Raw genomic sequence first — 14,484 nt, forward strand, 5'->3', positions numbered from 1 at the left:
ATGCCGAAGAAGGCGCCGTGGCAGAGCGCGGCGACGATGCGCCCGGACAGCATCACCGAGTACGTGGGCGCCAGCGCCGACATCGTGTTGCCGACGACGAACAGCACCAGCAGGCCGAGCAGCACCCGTTTGCGGTCGAAGCGGGTCACCACCGCCGTCAGGGCGATGGCGCCGACCGCGACCGAGATGGCGTAGCCGGAGATCAGGTAGCCCGCCGTCGGCTCGCTGACGGCGAACTCCGCGGCGACCTCGGGGAGGAGACCTGCGATGACGAACTCGGTCAGCCCGATGCCGAAGCCGCCGATGGCGAGTGCGAGGAGTGCGAGGGGCACGGGGAGCCTTCCCATTGTCGACGCTGGAATGAAGCGCGTGCAGTAGTTGCAAGCGCGCCTTATTAAACTTGCACACGCGGTATATCTGCGCAAGCTGGTAACCTGTGGGCCTGCCCATAGGCACCGGGAGGCACAGGTGGGAATCGCCGACGACGCGGTCGAGATCCGCGCGCGCGGCTGGCGCACGCTCGCCGCGCTGCACGGCGCGCTCGATGCCGAGCTGGAACGGGCGCTGCAGCGGGAGCACGGGCTCTCCGTGGTCGAGTACACCGTCCTGGACGCGCTCGACCGCCAGGACGGGTGGCACATGCGCATGGCGCAGCTCGCCCGCGCCGCGGCGCTGAGCGGCAGCGCGGCCACCCGGCTGGTCAACCGGCTGGAGGGGCGCGGGCTGCTCGCCCGCTTCCTGTGCGAGGACGACCGCCGCGGGATCTACACCGAGCTCACCGCCGCCGGGCGCACGCTGCTCACCGCCGCCCGGCCGACGCACGACAGCACGCTCGAGGCGGCGCTGGAACGGGCGCGCGAGATCCCCGAACTGGCGCCGCTGGTGCGTGCCCTGGGCGAATTGCACGCGGACACCTGAAGGCCGGAACGGGACGAGCCCTCCTCCCGTGCGGGAGAAGGGCTCGTCGTCGAACTCGACCGGGAACTACCGGCCGCCGCCGAAGAGCAGCTTGCCGAGCACCTGCCCGAGGCCGTACCCCGACCCGCTCGCGCTGCCGGTATCCCCCTCGCGGTCGCAGTACCGCTGGCCCAGGGCGCCGTCGCCGCCCCACTCGCAGCGGACCGGCGCGGGCTGCTGCGCCGCCGCCGTCCCCGCCATCGGCGCGGCCCCCGCCACCACGATCGCGGCACCGATCGCGGCGCGCGCGATCATCTTCCTGTTCACGAAATTCCTCCCGGCTACCGCTGTGCGGCAGTGAAAAACGGTATGACCCGGCCATTCTGGCCTACCCCACCGACACCGCCATCTCCCGGTAACCCTCCCACACGCTCGGGTGCCGCGGCCGCCAGTCCGCGATCGCGCGGAAGCGGGCATTCGACACCCGCAGGGAGCGGGTCATCGAGGTGAGCCGGTCGCCGAGCAGCAGCCCGGCCCGGCCGGGGCCGCTGAGCCAGGGGCGCGCGCCGAGTGCCCGCGCGTGCTCGGCCTTGGTGACGGGGCGGTCGTCCACGACGTTGTAGCCCCCGGCGGGGCTCGACGCCGCCGCGACCACCGCCGCCGCGGCATCGGCCAGGTGGATGGAGGAGGTGTAGTTGCCCGCAGAACCGTCGCCGCGCAACCGTTGTCCGCGAACCGCGCGGCCTGAGCCTCCGCGGCGTGGTTGACGATGCCTGCGAAGAAGTGGACCGGAACCACGCTCGTATTAGAGCACATGCTCTGTTATCGTCGGGGGCATGCCTCGACCCCGCCTGCACGACCTCGACGACCTGATGGACGTCGCCGAGCGCATGGCCGTGGAAGCGGGCCCCGCCGCCGTCACCGTGCGCGCCCTGTCGCAGACCGCCGGGATCTCCAACGGCGCGATCTACCACGCCTTCGGCTCCAGGACCGTGCTGCTCGCCCGGGTCTGGCTCCGCGCCGCGCAGCGCTTCCTCGCGTTGCAGCGGGAAGCGGTGGCGAGCGCGTCGGGCAGCGCGGTGGAGGCGGTGGTCGCGGCAGCCGACGCGCCCGCGCTCTTCCTGCAGCGGCAACCGGTTTCGGCCCGATTCCTGCTCGCCGTCGCGCGCGCCGAACTGATCGACGGCGACATCCCCGACGATCTCGCCGCCGAACTCCGCGGCCAGGACCAGGTCCTGACCGAGCTGTTCGTCGCGCTCGCGCGGGCTGTCTTCGACCGCGCCGACCGCGAAGCCGTCGCGGTCATCCGCGACTGCGTGGTCGAACTGCCCACCGCCCTGCTGCTGCGCGGCAACCGCGCCCCGGACCCACCGGTCCGCGAACGCCTGGCCGCCGCCGTCCGCGCGATCCTCGCCCTGACCCCACCCACGACGACGTGAAGGAACCACCATGACCGCCACCCTGCGCCACGAAGGCGACATCGCCCTACTCACCCTCGGCGCCGACGAGAACCGCTTCGCCCCGAACTGGCTCGACGCCGTCGACACCCACCTCGACACCGTCGAGCGCGATGCCGGCGGGTTGATCACCACCGGCACCGGCAAGTTCTACTCCAACGGCCTCGACCTGGAGTGGCTGCTGGAAAACGGTGACCGCGCGGAGGAGTACGTCGCCCGCGTCCAGGCGCTCTTCGCCCGGCTCGTCACCTTCCCCATGCCGACCGTCGCCGCGATCAACGGCCACAGCTTCGGCGCGGGCGCCATGCTCGGCATGGCGCACGACTACCGCGTCATGCGCGCGGACCGCGGCTACTACTGCTTCCCCGAGGTCGATATCGACATCGCCTTCACCCCCGGCATGGCCGCGCTCATCCAGGCCAAACTCACCCCGCAGGCGGCGCTCACCGCCATGACGACCGGCCACCGCTACGGCGCGGGCGAGGCGCTGGCGGCCGGGCTCGTCGACGGCACCGCGAGCGAGGCCGAGCTGCTCGACACCGCCATCGCCCGGATCACGCCGCTGGTCGGCAAGAACCCGGCGACCGTGACCGCCATCAAGTCCACCATGTTCGGCAGCGTCACCGCGGCGCTGCGCTGAGTACCGTGGCGGTATGGAGATCCGCGGCGTGGTGCCGGGCGACCGGGCCGAGCTGCTCGCGCTGAGCAGTCGGGCCGGGGCGGGCTCGCCGACCGAATCGATCTGGGGGCACCCGGAATCCGAGGCGGCGGTGTACTTCACCCCGTACCTCGAGCTGGAGCCGGAGTCGCTGTTCGTCGCGGTCGCGGGCGGGCAGCTGGTGGGGTACCTGGCCGGCTGCGTCGACACCGCCGCGTTCCCGAGCGAGGAGGAGCGGATGCGCGCGGCGATCAGCGACCACCGGTTGTTCACCAAGCGCCGCCCGCTGATGTTCTTCGCCCGAGCCGCTGTGGACGCCGTCCGCCCGGGGCCGAAAGCGGGTGAACTCGAGGACCCGCGCTACCCCGCGCACCTGCACATCAACCTGGTGCCTGCGGCGCGCGGAACCGGGGCCGCGGACGCGCTCATGGCGCACTGGTTCGCTCGGCTGGCCGAGGTGGGCGCGCCGGGCTGCTTCCTGCAGACCCTGGTCGAGAACCCAAGGGCCGGAGCGTTCTTCGAGCGCGCGGGCTTCACCGACCACGGCCCCACACCGCTCGTCCCCGGCCTGCGCTACCGGGGCGCGCGGGTGCACCAGCGCACGATGGTCCGCGACCCGCGCTGAACGCGGCTACGCGTCGGCGCGGCGCTTGCGCAGCCGCTTGACCACGAACCAGCCGCAGGCCAGCACCACCGCCGCGATCACCACGTACTGGAAGACCGCCGTGTACGGCTCGACCCGGTGCCAGTTCGCACCGAGCGCGTACCCGGCGAGGACGAACACCGTGTTCCAGATCAGGCTGCCCGCGGCGGTGAGCGCGCTGAAGTACAGGAAGTTCATCCGCTCCACCCCGGCCGGGATGGAGATGAAGCTGCGGAACATCGGGACCATCCGGCCGAAGAACACCGCCTTGCCGCCGTGCCTGCCGAACCAGGCCGCCGAGCGGTCGACGTCGTCGGGGTCGAGCAGCGGGACGCGGCCCGCGATGCGGCGCAGCCGCTCGTGCCCGAGCCAGGCGCCGAGCCCGTAGAGCAGCCAGGCGCCGAGCACCGAGCCGACCGTGGTCCAGACGATCGCCCCCACCAGCGAGAGCTCGCCGAGCCGGGCGGCGAACCCGGCCAGCGGCAGGATCACCTCGCTGGGCAGCGGCGGGAAGAGGTTCTCCAGGAAGATGGCGAGCCCGGCTCCCGGGCCGCCGAGCCGTTCCATCAGATCGACGGCCCAGCCTGCCAGGCCGTCGGGTGGTGCGGATTCGATGGCGGGGCTCCTTCCGTCGCGGGCGGCGCGAAACCGCCCGTTTCCGGCATTCCCCGCTACGGCGTCCGGACACCTCCGCCGTGGTTCACCGGCTGCAGCGCGGCGCTGAGCAGCTCGATGGTCTGCAGCCTGCCGGTGCTCTCGTCCAGCGGCTCGGCGTCGAACTGCGCGGCCGTCGCGGAGATCATGATCTCGTCGACACCGTGCTCAGCAGCGAAGGCGCGCAGCCGCTCGGCGACGTCGTCGGGCTCGCCGATGAACCAGCTCCGCGCCTGGTGGTCGATGATCCGCCGCTCCATCTCGTCGGAGGGGTTCGCGCGCACCTCGTCCACGGTCTCGGCGGCGCGCAGCGGCTTGTTCGAGCGCATGCGGGCCATCATCCGCAGGTGCGGCAGGGCGCGCTCGAAGGCCTCGTCGTAGGTCGGGGCGACGACGGCGTTCGCGGTGAGGAAGCTCTTCGGCTCCGGGTGCTCGGGCGAGGGCCGGTACTGCGTCCGGTAGAGCGACATGGCGTGGTCGAGGTGGTCGCCGGCGAAGTGGTTGGCGAAGACGTAGGGCAGCCCGAGCCGGGCGGCGAGCCGCGCGGAGTAGTCGCTGGAGCCGAGCAGCCACACCTCGGGCGTGCTGGTCGCGACCGGGGTGGCCTTCACCGTGTACTCGCCGCCCGAGGCGAAGCGCAGGGTCGCGCCGTCCGGGTGGGTGAGCGCGATGATGTCCTTGATGTTGTCCGGGAAGCGGTCGACCTCGCTCGTCGCGCCGGACTGCCGCAGCAGCTGGGTGATCACCTGGTCGCTGCCGGGCGCACGGCCGATGCCGAGGTCGATGCGGCCGGGGGCCAGCCCCGCCAGCGCGGCGAACTGCTCGGCGACGATGAGCGGGGCGTGGTTGGGCAGCATGACCCCGCCGGAGCCGAGCCGGATCCGCTCGGTGCGGCTCGCGGCCGCCGCGATGAGCACCGGCGGCGAGCTGGCGGCGATGGCGGGCATGTTGTGGTGCTCGGCGAACCAGTAGCGGTGCACGCCGAGCTCGTCGGCGCGCCGCACGAGCTGCATGGAGGCGGTGATCGCCTGCGCGGTGGTCTGGCCGGTGCGCAGCGGGACCAGGTCGAGGAGGGACAGGGTCAGGGTCATGGTCGTACCGATCCTTCGGACGCGGGGCGTCGTCGGTGGGTGGTCAGAGTCCGGTGGGGCGGCCGAGCGCGTCGAGGGTGCGGCGCAGGTGCTCGAGCTCGTCGGCGGTGTGCGGGCAGACCTCGTCGATCTTGGCGGTGACGGCGCGGACTTCGGCCTCGAGCGCGAGCCCGCGGTCGGTGAGGTCGACCAGCACGCGGCGCTCGTCCCCCGGGTCGCGGCGGCGGGTGACGAGCCCGGCCGTCTCCAGCCGCTTGACCAGCGGGGTGATGGTTCCGGTGTCCATCTCCAGGCACGCGCCGAGCGCGCCCACGGTCCGCGGCGCGCCGTCGATGAGCGCCAGGACGACCAGGTACTGCGGGAAGGTCAGCCCCAGGGGTTCGAGGATCGGTTTGTGGTGGCGGATCATGCGGTTCGCCGCTCCGTAGAGCGCGAACGACAGCTGCCTGCCCAGCTCGCCGGTCCGTTCCCTAGCGCGTGATTCCATAGTGCACTAGATACTAGCGCGCTGGAACAGTGGCTGCCACTTCGTGGGGGTCGCGCAACCCGCGTGCTACCCGAGCGTGCGGACGACCCGGGCCGGATTGCCGACCGCGACGACCCCGGACGGCAGATCCCTGGTCACCACCGCGCCGGCCCCGACCACGGTGTCGGCCCCGATGGTGACGCCCGCGAGCACGATCGCTCCGCTGCCGAGCCAGACATTGTCGCCGATGTGGATCGGAGCGGCGGCCTCCCACTTGTCCCGGCGCAATTGGGGGTCGAGGGGGTGGGTGGGGGTGAGGAGCTGGACATTGGTACCGATCTGACAGTCGGCGCCGATGGTGATGGCGGCGACGTCGAGGGCGACGAGCCCGAAGTTGGCGAAGCTGCGCGCGCCGATGTGCAGGTTGCTGCCGTAGTCGACGCGCAGGGGCGGGCGGATCTCGATGTCGGGGCCGAGGGAGCCGAGCAGGTCGGTGAGGATCTCGCGGCGGCGGGGCGCGTCCCGGATGGGCGTGGCGTTGTAGGTGTCCACGAGGTCCATGGCACGCAGGTTCAGCTCGGTCAGTTCGGGGTCGTCGGCCAGGTAGAGATCGCCGGCGAGCATGCGGGTGCGCATCGAGCGGTTGTCTCCGGTCACCGGATCGAGGCTACCGAGGCGGGGCCGGGAGGTCTACTATCGACTGTAGTAGATCGAGGAGGGGGTTCTCCGATGGAAACCATCGAGGTCGATCGCGTGATCGCCGCACCTGTCGATGAGGTCTTCGCGTGGCTCGCCGACGCGGGCAATTATCCGCGGGCGGGGGTTGTTCTCCGGGCGTGGCTGACCGCTCCGGGGGTGGATGCGCCGTTCGGGCGGGATGCGGTGCGGACGCTGATCTGGGTGATCGGCTGGTTCCGCGAGCGGATCACCGCCTATCGGCCGCCGCACGAGTTCGAGTACCTGGTGGAGCGGAGTTTCCCGCCCGCGCGGCACGAGGGCGGGCGGCTCACCTGCACCGCGGTGCCCGGCGGGACGGCGGTCGTCTGGACCACCATCGCCGAGCTGCGGGTGCCGTTCGGTGCGGGCGTGCTCACCCGGGCGGTGGCGAAGCCGGTGATCTCGTTCGCGTTCGGCCGGGTGCTCGCCGCGGCCGACCGCGCGCTCCGGACCGTCTGACCGGTGCCCCGGAGGCTGCCGCGGTCAGAGACTTCGGCGCCTGGCCTCGGTCAGATACCCCTCGAGCACCGCGCGGGTCGCGCTCGCGCGCTCGGGATCGCCCGCCGCCAGCGCTGCGCGGTGGGCCTCCTCCCAGCGCGCGATGCCCGCGGTGACCCGCGGGTCCGGCTGTTCGGTCAACGGGACTGCCCGGGTGGTAGACATGGCTACCATTTTCACCCGACGGCTAACTCTGGGCAAGTTTCGAAAGGGTAAATATGAAACGTTTCACTCGCCGCGGAGCACGCGGTGAAGCAGCCGCTCACCCACCCAGGTGCTCGTGCTGCAGGATGCCCATGCGCAGGGCGTTCCGGTAGCGGCCCGCGGCGAAGTACTCGTCGCGCAGGGTGCCCTCGTCCTGGAAGCCGAGCTTGCGGTAGACGTGGATCGCCTTCTCGTTCACCACGTCCACGATGAGGTAGACCTTGTGCAGGTTCAGGACGGCGAAGGCGTAGTCCAGCGCCTTCCCGGTTGCGATCGAGGCCAGCCCGCGCCCCTGGTGGCCGGGCGCGATGATGATCTGGAACTCCGCGTTGCGGTGCACCGGCGCGATCTCCCGCAGCTCCACCAGCCCGGCCTGCTCGCCGTCCACATCCAGGATGAAGCGGCGCTCGCGCTCGTCGTGGATGTGCCGGTCGTAGATGGCGCGCAGCTCGACCAGTGCCTCGAACGGCTCGTCGAACCAGTAGGACATGATCTGCGCGTCGTTGGTGAGCCGGTGGACGAAGGGGAGATCGTCGCGCTCGAGGGCGCGGAGCCGGATATTCACACCTCCAGTCTATTGCTCGATGATTGCTATTCGGCGCGGAAGCGGAGCAGCTGCGCGGATCGGAACTGCCTGGTCTCGACCGGGCGGAGCCGGATGCGCTCGGCCAGCGCGGGGAACATCGGGGTGCCGCCGCCGAGCAGCACCGGCGAGACGTAGACGTGGTACTCGTCGATGAGGCCGTGCGGGATGACCGCGGCGGCCAGCTCGGCGCCGCCGATCTCCATGAGGCCGTCGCCCTCGCCCTTGATCCGGCGCACCTCCTCGACCGCGTTCTCCGCGACCAGCCTGCTGTTCCAGGCGACCTCGGTGAGCGTGCGGGAGAAGACGACCTTGGGCACCGCGGTCCAGAGCTGCCCGAACTCGCGCTCGATCGGCGGCGCGTCGGCGGGCACGTGCGGCCAGTACTCGGCCATGAGCTCGAAGAGCCTGCGGCCGTTGAGCACCACCTCGAGCTCGCGGAACCGGTCGTTGTGGTGCTGGTGCAGCTCGTCGTCGGGGTCGGACCAGTCGATGCTGCCGTTCCGGTCGTTGACGTAACCGTCCAGGGAGACGCCGAAGCCGTAGATCAGTCTTCTCATGCCGGGTAGACCTCCTGGGTGCCGGAAACTCATCGGTGCCGCGTTATCGGTGCGGCGCCGGGGGTAGCTCGCGGGCATGACGCAGCTCCGTGAACTCCGCCCGGCCACGATCGAAGGCGCCGCGGACGCGGCGCGGGTGCTCGCCGAGGTGCTCGCGCCCACCGTGGCGCAGGGCGCGATCCTGCGCCGCCCGCGCATGGTGGCGCTCGCCGAACGGCTCCGGCTGGACGCGCGCGCGGTCGCGCTGCTGCGGCGGCTCCGCGCGCGGCGCGGACCCGCGCCGGTGCGGCTGCCCCTGCCCGGGCTGCCGATGGCCGTGCTGCTCGACCCGCTCGACGTGGCACGGCTGCTGGCGGGCGAGCCCGGCCCGTTCGAACCGGCCGCCGGACTGAAACGCGCCGCGCTCGACCACTTCCAGCCGCACGGGGTGCTGGTGAGCCGCGGCCGGGTGCGCGCCCGCAGGCGCGCCTTCACCGAGACCGCGCTGCAGACCCCGAACCCCGTGCACGCCATTGCGCCCGAGCTGACCGCCAGGGCCGAGGAGACCGCGCGCACCCTGCTCCGCCGTGCGGGCGAGACCGGCGAGCTGGACTGGGACACCTTCGCCGAGCAGTGGTGGCGGCTGGTGCGCACCGTCGCGCTCGGCACCGCCGCCCGCGACGACACCGCGCTCACCGACGAGCTGGCCCGGCTGCGCACCCGCGCGAACTGGGCCTTCGCCGCACCCCGCGACGAGGCCGGGCACCGTCGGCTGGCGGCGGGCATCCAGCGCTACCTGGACGCCGCCGAGCCGGGCACCCTCGCGGCGGCGATCGCCGCGGCCGCACCGGATTCCGATATCGAGCCGGCGGACCAGGTGGCGCACTGGCTCTTCGCCTTCGATGCCGCGGGCATCACCGCCTTCCGCACCCTGGCGCTGCTCGCCGCGAACCCCGCGCAGGACGAGTGGGCCCGGCAGGAGCTGCCCGGCGCCGGGCCGAGCCCGTTCGAGCGGCTGCGCGCCTGCGTGCTCGACACGGTCCGGCTGTGGCCGACCACCCCGATGATCCTGCGGCAGTCCACCGCGCCCAGCACCTGGCACGGGCGAAAATTCGCCGCGGGGACCACCTTCCTGGTGTTCGCGCCGCTCTTCCACCGCGACCCGGACAGCCTGGGTGACACCGCCGACCGGTTCACCCCGGAGCTGTGGCTCGACGGCCGCGCCGACGAGCACCCGGCGCTGGTCCCGTTCAGCGCGGGGCCCGGCGTCTGCCCCGGCCGCAATGTGGTGCTGCTGACCACCTCCACGCTGCTCGCGGCGCTGCTGCGGGAGCAGCGATTCGGCATCGCCGCCGGTGCCGTGCCCGCGGCGCCGGTGCCCGCCGGAATCGACCACTTCCGGATCCGGCTGAGCCTGCTCCGCTGACCCGGCGGGGCTCCGGTCAGCCGGGGCCACCGGCCAGGATCCCGGCGGTGTCGACGCCGAGCGCGCGCAGCCGGGCCAGGTAGGTCTCGACGGTGCGCAGCTTGACCTCCTCGTAGCCGCGCACCAGCTCCGCCGCGGCGGCCACCGACACCGCGTGCGCGTGGTTCTCCGGGGTGAGGTCGGCGGTCATGGCGCGGATCGTGTGCTCGTAGTGCTCGGCGAGGCGGCGCTCGAGCCGCCGCATCCGCGTGTACCCGAAGGGGTCGAACGGGGTGCCGCGCAGGCCGCGGCCGCGGGCGAGCAGCCGCAGGGCGGCGGGGGAGCGCAGCCCGATCTTCCTGTCCCGGCCGAGGGCGCGCAGGGTCGGCGGGTGCAGCCGGTAGGTGAGGGTGCCCGCGCCGGGCAGTTCGTCGCGGACCGCGCCGAGGAAGGCGGGGTCGACGAGCATGCGGGCGACCTCGTACTCGTCCTTGTAGGCCAGCAGCTTGTGCAGCCCGTGCGCGACCGCCGCGGTGAGCTCGCTGCCCGCGCCGATCACCTGCTCGGCGGCCCAGACCTGCTGCACCACAGCGAGATAGCGGGCGGCGAGCGGTTCACCCTGGTAGGCGACGAGCTGGGCGGCGCGGCGCTCGACGGTGGCGCGCACCGCGCCGGTAACCCGCAGCGGGGCGAGCAGGTGCGCGGGCAGCGGGGCGTCGTCGCTGCGGTGCGACCGCTCGCCCGCGCGGGTGGCCGCGGCGAAGGCCGCCGGGTCGGCGACGGCGGCCCGGCCCCAGGCGAAGGCGGCCTGGTTGGCGCGGACCGCGACCCCGTTGAGCGCGATCGCCTCCTCGATGGCGGAGGCGTGGATGGGCAGCGCCCCTGCCTGGTAGGCGGCGCCGACCAGCAGCGAGTTCGCGGTCGCGGAGTCGCCGAAGAGCACCTCGGCGGCGGCGATGGCGTCGAAGCCGAGCACGTCCCTGCCCGCGGTCGCCATCCGGTCGAGCAGCACGCTCTCCGCCGGGTAGCCGACCGAGGGGTCGTGCACCATGTCGCCGGTCGGGGTGCGGCTGGTCGAGGCGACGACCAGGGTGCGCTCGGTGCTGCCGTAGCGCAGGTTGCGGTCGTCGGCGGCGGTTAGCAGGTCGAATGCGAGGAAGCAGTCGGCGCCCGCGGGGGCGATGCGGTTGGCGGCGTCGACCGCGCGCCTGCTCAGCCGCAGGTGCGAGGTGACCGGGCCCGCCTTCTGGCTGAGGCCGGTCTGGTCCAGCCCCTCCACGTGCAGCCCGGCCCGCAGCGCGGCGGTGCCGAGCACCTGGTTGGCGGTGACGATGCCGGTTCCGCCGACGCCTGCCAGGAAGATGTTGAAGGTGCCGTCGATCTCGGGCAGTTCGGGCTCACCGACCGATGGCGGGGCCGAGGGCGCGCTGCGGGCGGGCGGTGCGGGGACATCGGGAAGTTCGACGGTGACGAAGGCCGGGCAGTCGCCGTCCAGGCAGCTGTAGTCGGTGTTGCAGCCGGTCTGGTCGATGCGGGTCTTGCGGCCGAACTCGGTCTGCACCGGGCGCACCGACAGGCAGTTCGACTTCACCCCGCAGTCGCCGCAGCCCTCGCAGACGGCCTCGTTGATCAGGACGCGGGTGCGGCGCACCGGTGCCGCGCCGCGCTTGCGTTTGCGCCGGGTGTCGGCCGCGCACGGCTGGTCGTAGATCAGGACGGTCACGCCGGGGACCTCGCGCAGCAGGCGCTGGGCCTCGTCGAGGCGGTCGCGGTCCCACACCAGTACGCCCGGTGCGAACGAGGCGCCGCGGTGGCGTTCCGGTTCGTCCGCGCACACGATGGTCTTCGCCACGCCTTCGGCGGCGAGCTTGTGGGTCAGCTGCGGTACCGCGAGTCCGGCTTCGGCGTCCTGGGCGCCGGTCATGGCCACCGCGGAGTTGTAGAGGATCTTGTAGGTGATGTTCACCCCGGCGGCGATGCAGGCTTGGATGGCGAGCTGCCCGGAGTGGAAATACGTTCCGTCACCGACGTTCTGGAAGATGTGCCCGACATCGGTGTACGGGGCCTGGCCGATCCACTGCGCACCCTCACCACCCATCTGGGTGAGCCCCGTGACCTGGGAATCGGTCCGCGAGGACATCGTGACCAGGGTGTGGCAGCCGATACCGCCGCCGGCGAGCGAGCCGTCCGGGACGGCGGTCGAGCGGTTGTGCGGGCAGCCAGAGCAGAAGAAGGCGGTGCGCTTGGTGTCCAGCACACTGAGCGGCAGGGGAGCGGGGAGCGGGGAGCGCAGCGGGACGCGGTCGCGCAGCACGCTGCGCAAGGGCCCGAGCAGGCGGGCGGCGGTCAGCTCGCCGTCGGCGGGGACAAGGGGACGGCCGTCGGCGGCGCGTTTGCCGAGTACGCGCGGCGGCGCGGCGGTGCCGTAGAGCGCCTCCAGTACCTGGGATTCCACGAACGCGGTCTTGTCCTCCACGACCAGGACCGCCTCCGTCCCGGAGGCGAGGCGGCGGACCGTGCCCGCGTCCAGCGGGTAGGGCATGCCGACCCGCAGGATCCTGATCCCGGACCGGCACAGGTCGTCCTCGTCCAGGCCGAGTTCCCCGAGTGCCTGACGCACCGCGTCGTAAGCGGTTCCGACGGCCACGATCCCCAGCCACGCAGCACGCGGGTCGACCTCGACACGATCGATCTCGTTGACAGCGGCGAACTCCCGCACCATCGCCCACCGCGGACCGTACAGATCCGCCTCGGCCAACACACTGTCCGGCGGCGCCGCCAGCACCCGCTGCCGGTAGGTCCACGGCCTGCCCTCCCACTCCAGCCGCGGCACGGTGATGCGGAAATCGGTGAAATCACGGTCGAGGGTCCACAGCCCGTCGGCGACGTCGGCGACCAGTTTCAATGCGGGCCAGCACCCCGACGCCCGCGAGAGCGCCACGGCGTACAGCCCGAAGGTGACGACCTCCTCGGCGTTGCGCGGGAACAACACCGGCATCGATAGCGCGGCCAGCGAACGCTCACTGGCCGCGGGCACCGACGACGACTTCGCCGCCGGATCGTCCCCGACCAGCGCGAACGCCCCGCCCGCCGGATGCGCGCCGTACATGGCGGCATGCCGCAGCGCGTCACCGGCGCGATCCAGTCCGGGGCCTTTGCCGTACCAGACCCCGATCACCCCGTCGTGCGTCCGATTCCCCTTCGGCAACTCCAGCTGACTGCCCCACACCGACGTCGCCGCCAGCTCTTCGTTCACCCCCGGCACCAACCGCACATCGTGCTCGGACGCCAGCTCGGGCAGCCCGGCCAGCAGGCGGTCCAACCCCGCCAACGGACTGCCCTGATACCCGGAGACGAAGGTCGCCACCCGCCGCCCCGCCCGCCGATCCCGCTCGTGCTGCTCCACCAGCAGCCGCGCGATCGCCTGAACCCCGGTGAGCAGCACCGGACCCGTTGAACTCCGGTACCGATCCGCCAGATCCACGGAATCGACCACCGGTTGAACATCGTCGACGTGCGTCACATCCGCACCGCCTCGGCAGAACTCGACATCTGGCGCCCCCAGTATCGATATCGGTTGAATCCGGTCAACGAAGCATCGAGATCAACGAACCGACGGCCCGAAACGGGGCCTGGCACCCTCATCGGCTCGGTGGAGCACGAACGTCCGGCCGCGGGGCGGCGGGATCAGCGGCCGATGCTACCCCGTACCGGTGACCCGGCGCACAGCGGAACCCTCTCCACCGTGACCACGCCGGGCGCGGGGCGGACGCTCGGTTGCCTGCTTGCGTATCTCCGCAATTGCGCATCTCATGGAGTACGGTGGGCGGACCGACGGAAGGAATCGCTGTGGCCCACATGGAAGTCGCGTTGAAGGATCTGATGATGCTGGACGGCGCGATCGCCGCGGCCGTCGTCGACTACGGCAGCGGCATGCCGCTCGGCACCGCGGGCGGCTCCCGCGACTTCGACATCGAGCTGGCCGCCGCGGGCACCACCGAGATCGTGCGGGCCAAGATGCGGACCATCGGCGACCTCGGGCTCGACGAGGAGATCGACGACATCCTGATCACCCTGCGCACCCAGTTCCACCTGCTGCGCCCCACCGGCAACGGGCTCTTCGTCTACGTCGTGCTCGACCGCGGCCGCGGCAACCTGGCGCTCGCCAGGCACAGCCTCAAGGCCGTGACCAGGGAACTCGAGGTCTGACCGCCGGTTCGGCGCGGTCGGGGGGCCGCGCGTCGGCGGTTTGCTAGGGTGAGCGGGCAAATCTCCGGTGCGCTGGTTGGAGGGTCGACGTGGGCGGTGTGCGCCGGCCGCTGTACCGGATGAAGGCCGACTTCTTCAAGACGCTCGGGCACCCGGCGCGGATCCGGGTCCTGGAGTTGCTGAGCGAACGCGAGCACACGGTGGCGGAGATGCTGCCCGAGGTCGACGTCGAGCCCGCGAACCTCTCCCAGCAGCTCGCCATCCTGCGCCGCACCGGGCTGGTGACGGCCCGCCGGGAGGGGCTCTCCGTCACCTACGCCCTGACCTCGCCCCAGGTGGCGGAGTTGCTGCGGGTGGCGCGCGAGATCCTGACCACCGTGGTCACCGGGCAGGCGCAGCTCTTCGACGAGCCGGAGGCCGCGGAGAAGTAGCCGCGGTAGCGGCGTCCGGCGCGCTGCCGGAC

At 72.2% G+C, this 14,484-nt stretch carries 19 protein-coding genes; 8 read left to right on the forward strand and 11 right to left on the reverse strand.

The window, feature by feature from the left end; all coding sequences use genetic code 11:
* The coding region (locus ACFUUZ_RS30335; protein WP_378702233.1) for an MFS transporter at nt 1–332 on the reverse strand (332 nt) is incomplete at its 3' end.
* Nucleotides 333–468: 136 nt separating this feature from the next.
* Between ACFUUZ_RS30335 and ACFUUZ_RS30340 the strand changes: the two genes are divergently transcribed.
* The gene (locus tag ACFUUZ_RS30340) at nt 469–918 is read left to right on the forward strand and encodes a MarR family winged helix-turn-helix transcriptional regulator (protein ID WP_378702235.1); all 450 of its coding nucleotides are present in this window, start codon (nt 469–471) and stop codon (nt 916–918) included.
* Between the two features lie 66 nt (nt 919–984).
* Here ACFUUZ_RS30340 and ACFUUZ_RS30345 read toward each other — a convergent pair whose 3' ends face one another.
* Complete coding sequence (locus ACFUUZ_RS30345) at nt 985–1,224, reverse strand: hypothetical protein (protein WP_378702237.1); 240 nt, start codon at nt 1,222–1,224, stop codon at nt 985–987.
* Nucleotides 1,225–1,285: 61 nt separating this feature from the next.
* Nucleotides 1,286–1,618, reverse strand: a complete 333-nt coding sequence (locus ACFUUZ_RS30350) for a hypothetical protein (RefSeq protein ID WP_378702239.1) — start codon at nt 1,616–1,618, stop codon at nt 1,286–1,288.
* Nucleotides 1,619–1,733: 115 nt separating this feature from the next.
* Between ACFUUZ_RS30350 and ACFUUZ_RS30355 the strand changes: the two genes are divergently transcribed.
* The 3 genes from ACFUUZ_RS30355 to ACFUUZ_RS30365 are packed head-to-tail and all read left to right on the forward strand — an operon-like array spanning nt 1,734 to nt 3,637.
* Nucleotides 1,734–2,336, forward strand: coding sequence for a TetR/AcrR family transcriptional regulator (locus ACFUUZ_RS30355; RefSeq protein WP_378702241.1), 603 nt, complete (start codon nt 1,734–1,736; stop codon nt 2,334–2,336).
* A gap of 10 nt (nt 2,337–2,346) precedes the next feature.
* Nucleotides 2,347–2,994, forward strand: coding sequence for an enoyl-CoA hydratase-related protein (locus tag ACFUUZ_RS30360; RefSeq protein WP_378702243.1), 648 nt, complete (start codon nt 2,347–2,349; stop codon nt 2,992–2,994).
* A gap of 13 nt (nt 2,995–3,007) precedes the next feature.
* Nucleotides 3,008–3,637, forward strand: coding sequence for a GNAT family N-acetyltransferase (locus ACFUUZ_RS30365; protein WP_378702245.1), 630 nt, complete (start codon nt 3,008–3,010; stop codon nt 3,635–3,637).
* A 6-nt stretch (nt 3,638–3,643) separates the two neighbouring features.
* Here the strand turns inward: ACFUUZ_RS30365 and ACFUUZ_RS30370 are convergent, their stop codons facing one another.
* From ACFUUZ_RS30370 to ACFUUZ_RS30385, 4 genes are all read right to left on the reverse strand, one after another.
* Nucleotides 3,644–4,222 carry a DedA family protein gene (locus ACFUUZ_RS30370; protein ID WP_378702247.1) on the reverse strand — a complete coding sequence of 193 codons (579 nt, stop codon included), beginning with the start codon at nt 4,220–4,222 and terminating at the stop codon, nt 3,644–3,646.
* Nucleotides 4,223–4,326: 104 nt separating this feature from the next.
* Nucleotides 4,327–5,394 carry an LLM class flavin-dependent oxidoreductase gene (locus ACFUUZ_RS30375; protein WP_378702263.1) on the reverse strand — a complete coding sequence of 356 codons (1,068 nt, stop codon included), beginning with the start codon at nt 5,392–5,394 and terminating at the stop codon, nt 4,327–4,329.
* Nucleotides 5,395–5,443: 49 nt separating this feature from the next.
* Nucleotides 5,444–5,887, reverse strand: coding sequence for a MarR family winged helix-turn-helix transcriptional regulator (locus ACFUUZ_RS30380; RefSeq protein ID WP_378702249.1), 444 nt, complete (start codon nt 5,885–5,887; stop codon nt 5,444–5,446).
* 66 nt (nt 5,888–5,953) lie between these two features.
* Nucleotides 5,954–6,490, reverse strand: coding sequence for a sugar O-acetyltransferase (locus ACFUUZ_RS30385; RefSeq protein ID WP_378702265.1), 537 nt, complete (start codon nt 6,488–6,490; stop codon nt 5,954–5,956).
* 105 nt (nt 6,491–6,595) lie between these two features.
* On the opposite strand from ACFUUZ_RS30385, the gene ACFUUZ_RS30390 reads away from it, so the two are divergent.
* Nucleotides 6,596–7,042: an SRPBCC family protein gene (locus ACFUUZ_RS30390; protein WP_378702251.1), complete on the forward strand. Its 447-nt coding sequence runs from the start codon at nt 6,596–6,598 to the stop codon at nt 7,040–7,042.
* A gap of 24 nt (nt 7,043–7,066) precedes the next feature.
* Here the strand turns inward: ACFUUZ_RS30390 and ACFUUZ_RS30395 are convergent, their stop codons facing one another.
* From ACFUUZ_RS30395 to ACFUUZ_RS30405, 3 genes are all read right to left on the reverse strand, one after another.
* Nucleotides 7,067–7,246, reverse strand: a complete 180-nt coding sequence (locus ACFUUZ_RS30395) for a hypothetical protein (RefSeq protein ID WP_378702253.1) — start codon at nt 7,244–7,246, stop codon at nt 7,067–7,069.
* A 97-nt stretch (nt 7,247–7,343) separates the two neighbouring features.
* Nucleotides 7,344–7,850 (reverse strand): spermidine N1-acetyltransferase, encoded by a 507-nt coding sequence (speG, locus tag ACFUUZ_RS30400; RefSeq protein WP_378702255.1) that lies wholly within the window; start codon nt 7,848–7,850, stop codon nt 7,344–7,346.
* A gap of 26 nt (nt 7,851–7,876) precedes the next feature.
* A complete protein-coding gene (locus ACFUUZ_RS30405) occupies nt 7,877–8,428 on the reverse strand; it encodes a dihydrofolate reductase family protein (RefSeq protein WP_378702257.1) in 552 nt (183 codons plus the stop codon).
* A gap of 76 nt (nt 8,429–8,504) precedes the next feature.
* Between ACFUUZ_RS30405 and ACFUUZ_RS30410 the strand changes: the two genes are divergently transcribed.
* Entirely contained in the window at nt 8,505–9,833 is a 1,329-nt protein-coding gene (locus ACFUUZ_RS30410; protein ID WP_378702259.1) for a cytochrome P450, read from the forward strand.
* Between the two features lie 16 nt (nt 9,834–9,849).
* Here the strand turns inward: ACFUUZ_RS30410 and ACFUUZ_RS30415 are convergent, their stop codons facing one another.
* The gene (locus ACFUUZ_RS30415) at nt 9,850–13,335 is read right to left on the reverse strand and encodes an indolepyruvate ferredoxin oxidoreductase family protein (protein WP_378702261.1); all 3,486 of its coding nucleotides are present in this window, start codon (nt 13,333–13,335) and stop codon (nt 9,850–9,852) included.
* 326 nt (nt 13,336–13,661) lie between these two features.
* On the opposite strand from ACFUUZ_RS30415, the gene ACFUUZ_RS30420 reads away from it, so the two are divergent.
* Both ACFUUZ_RS30420 and ACFUUZ_RS30425 read left to right on the forward strand, forming a co-directional pair.
* On the forward strand, nt 13,662–14,021 hold the full coding sequence (locus ACFUUZ_RS30420) for a hypothetical protein (protein ID WP_233017753.1): 360 nt from the start codon (nt 13,662–13,664) through the stop codon (nt 14,019–14,021).
* 119 nt (nt 14,022–14,140) lie between these two features.
* A complete protein-coding gene (locus ACFUUZ_RS30425) occupies nt 14,141–14,452 on the forward strand; it encodes an ArsR/SmtB family transcription factor (RefSeq protein ID WP_378702267.1) in 312 nt (103 codons plus the stop codon).
* Nucleotides 14,453–14,484 lie beyond the last annotated feature (32 nt).

Origin of the sequence: Nocardia sp. NPDC057353, assembly GCF_042667085.1 — a bacterium.
Taxonomy (GTDB): Bacteria; Actinomycetota; Actinomycetes; order Mycobacteriales; family Mycobacteriaceae; genus Nocardia.